Genomic DNA, 3,495 nt, shown 5'->3' on the forward strand with positions numbered 1-3,495 from the left:
CGGCACTACCTGCTGCATGAACTCAACGCGACCGAAGCGGCCTACCCGCATGAGCAGTGCATCCACCAGCTGTTCGAGGAACAGGCCGAACGCACGCCCGACAAGGTGGCGCTGGTGTGCGAAAACCGTTCGCTGACCTACCGCGAACTGAACGAGCGTGCCAACCAGCTGGCGCACTGCCTGCTGGAGCAGGGTGTGGCGGCCGACACGCTGGTGGGACTGTATGTCGAACGCAGCATCGAGATGGTGGTTGGCGTGCTGGCCATCCTCAAGGCCGGCGGCGCCTACGTACCGCTGGACACGAGCTACCCGAAGGATCGTCTCGCCTACATGCTTGAGGACTGCGGTGCTACTATACTGCTTACCCAGGACGGGCTGCATCAACAGGCGTCGGACATGGTGGCAGGGCGCAGCATAGGCATCGCCAGCCTCGATTGCAAAGAACTGAATGATGCGTCGCCGGGCCGCAGTAGGCAGAATCCCCATGGCTGCCATGCCGGCCCCCGAAACCTGGCTTATGTGATCTATACCTCCGGCTCCACAGGCCGTCCCAAGGGTGTGCTGGTCGAGCACCAAGCCCTGGTCAACCGCATCGACTGGATGCAGCGTGAATACCCGCTCGGCGAGACGGACGTCGTCCTGCAAAAAACGCCGTTCGGTTTCGACGTCTCCGTGTGGGAGCTAACCTGGCCGTTCATTGCCGGCGCGCGCTTGGTCATGGCAGAACCCGAGGGGCACAAGGATACGGCCTATCTCGCGTCCGTGATCCAGTCCGAAGGGGTGACAACGCTGCACTTCGTGCCGTCGATGCTGCGCCTGATGGCCAGCGATGAAGGCTGGCAGCACTGCACGTCCGTGCGGCAGGTGTTCTGCAGCGGCGAAGCCCTGCCCGTGGATGTAGTGGCAAGCCATTACGCAGCCAATGCCGCACCGCTGCACAACCTGTATGGCCCGACAGAAGCGGCAATCGATGTCAGTTACTGGGCCTGCCCGAAGGCTGTGGATTTGGTGACGGTGCCGATCGGCCGCCCGATCCAGAACATGGCGCTTTACGTTCTGGGCGCGCAAAATCAGCTGCTGCCCAAGGGAAGCATCGGCGAGCTACACATTGGCGGCGTCGGGCTGGCACGGGGCTATCTGAATCGTTCTGAACTCACGGCCGGGCGTTTCATTCCAAATCCTTTCCATGATCCGCTGGACCCGTCCAGCAGCACGCGCCTGTACAAAACGGGTGATCTCGCGCGCCATTTGGCAGACGGCAACATTGAATATATCGGCAGGATCGACGACCAGGTGAAGATCCGCGGCCAGCGCATCGAACTGGGCGAAATCGAGAGCCAGTTGGCGGCGTGCACGGGTGTGCTGGAGGCGGTCGCCGCCGTGCGCGAAGACCGGCCCGGCCATCAACGTCTGGTGGCCTACATCGTGCCTGACGACTCGACGGCACTGTCGATCCCCGCGCTGCAGGCCGCACTCGTGCAAGTGCTGCCCGAGTATATGGTGCCGTCGGCGTGGCAGGTGCTGGACGCCTTGCCATTGACGCCGAACGGAAAACTGGACCGCAAGGCGCTGCCGACGCCCGATGGCAGCCACCTGCTCGATGAATACCTAGCGCCGCGCACCGCGACCGAGGAAACGTTGGTAGGGATCTGGGCTAGCCTGCTTCAGCTCAATTCAGGGGACATCAGTGTCAACGCGAACTTCTTCGCGCTCGGCGGCAATTCGCTGCTGCTGGTCCAGCTGTTTCGGGTCATCAAGTCAAGCTTCGACGTCGAAATCGGCGTCAGGGGAGCATTTACGGACGTCACCATCGGCTTGATCGCCAAGTCGGTCGATGCTTTGCAAGGCAAAAGCAAACTGGCTCAGGAATTGTCGGCGGTGCCTGCCAATCAAATCGAAGAAATGGAATTCTGAAGATGAACTACGTAAATGAAGTCTTGCTACAACTTGGAGCCAAGGGGATCGAAGTATTTGTTGAGGGCGGCACCTTAAAGGCGAGGGCCCGCAAGGGCTCGCTCGATGCCGATGCAGTGCAGCTAATCAAGAACAACAAGCAGCAGCTCATTGACTATCTGAACCAGAACTCCGTGTCGGCCGGCGCCAGCCGCATGAACGTGGTGGCCATGCCACGCCACTCCGGCAAAGTGGCCGTATCGTTCGCGCAGCAGCGCCTGTGGTTCCTGGACCGGCTCGACGGCGGCAGCGCGCACTACAACATGCCGTCCGCCCTGCGCGTGACGGGCCGCTTCGACGTCACCGTCGCCGAGCAGGCGTTCCGGCGCATCATTGAACGGCACGCGCCGCTGCGCACGGTCTTCGCCAGTGAAGGCGAACAGCTGTGGCAGGTGATCCGTGAGCAGGTGGAATTCGGCATCCAGGTGAACGACCTGACCCAACTCGACACCGGCGCGAGGGAACAGGCTGTACAGCAGCTGGCCCTGGCCGACGCCGAAGCGCCGTTCGACCTGGCGCGCGACGTGATGCTGCGCGCCAGCTTCATCCTGCTGGGCGAGGAGGAAGGCATGCTGCTGTTTAATATGCACCACATCGCTTCGGACGGCTGGTCGATGGACCTGCTGGTCAAGGAATTCCTGAGCCAGTACCAGGCGCTGCGCAGCGGCGCCGCCGACCCCTACGGTCCGCTGGCGATCGCTTATGCCGACTACGCGCAATGGCAGCGCAACTGGCTGACCGGACCGGTACTGGAGGAGCAGCTTGGCTATTGGAGCAAGCAACTGGCCGGCCTGCCGCCGGTGCACAATCTGCCGCTGGACCGCACCCGCCCGGCGCACCAGAGCTTCCGGGGTGCGCGCCACCGCTTCACAGTTGGAAAGGCTGTTCATGAGGGCCTGAAAAAAGTCGCCCAGGACAACCAGGCCACGCCTTTCATGGTGCTGCACGCCGCGCTGAGCGTGCTGCTGGCGCGGCACGGCAACAGCAGCGACATCGTGATCGGCACGCCGGTGGCCAACCGGCTGCAGAAGGAGCTGGAAGAGCTCATCGGCTTCTTCGTCAACACACTGGTGCTGCGCACCGACGTGTCGGGCAACCCGCGCTTCGACCAGTACCTGGAACAGGTCAAGGCGGTCAACCTCGACGCGCAAAGCCGGCAGGACGTGCCGTTCGAGTATCTGGTCGAGCGCATCAATCCCCAGCGCAGCACGCAATACAGCCCGCTGTTCCAGATCATGTTCAGCATGGGCATGGAAGTCAGCGTGGGTGGTCACGTCAGGCTGGAGGATGTCGCGTTTGAGGCGGTGGATAACAAGGATGCACCCGCCAAGTACGATTTGCTGTTCGAGGTAAGGGAAACGTCAGGCGGCCTTGCCTGTCACATCGACTACAACGTCGATCTGTTCGACGCGGCCACAATCGCCAGGCTGGCCGCGCATTACGACCGGCTGCTGCAGGGTATTGCGGCGGCGCCGCAGACGCCGGTCTACGACCTGCCGCTGCTGGGCGACGATGAGCGGCACTACCTGCTGCATGAACTCA

General features: G+C 62.5%; 2 protein-coding genes. Both read left to right on the top strand.

Features of this window, described 5'->3' with window-relative positions; genetic code table 11:
• The coding region (locus O3298_RS29060; protein ID WP_305061196.1) for a non-ribosomal peptide synthetase at positions 1–1,914 on the top strand (1,914 nt) is incomplete at its 5' end.
• A gap of 2 nt (positions 1,915–1,916) precedes the next feature.
• Positions 1,917–3,495 (top strand): condensation domain-containing protein (locus O3298_RS29065; RefSeq protein ID WP_305061197.1); only part of this gene is annotated, 1,579 nt, incomplete at its 3' end.

The organism is Janthinobacterium sp. SUN137, assembly GCF_030587265.1.
Lineage (GTDB): Bacteria > Pseudomonadota > Gammaproteobacteria > Burkholderiales > Burkholderiaceae_D > Janthinobacterium > Janthinobacterium kumbetense.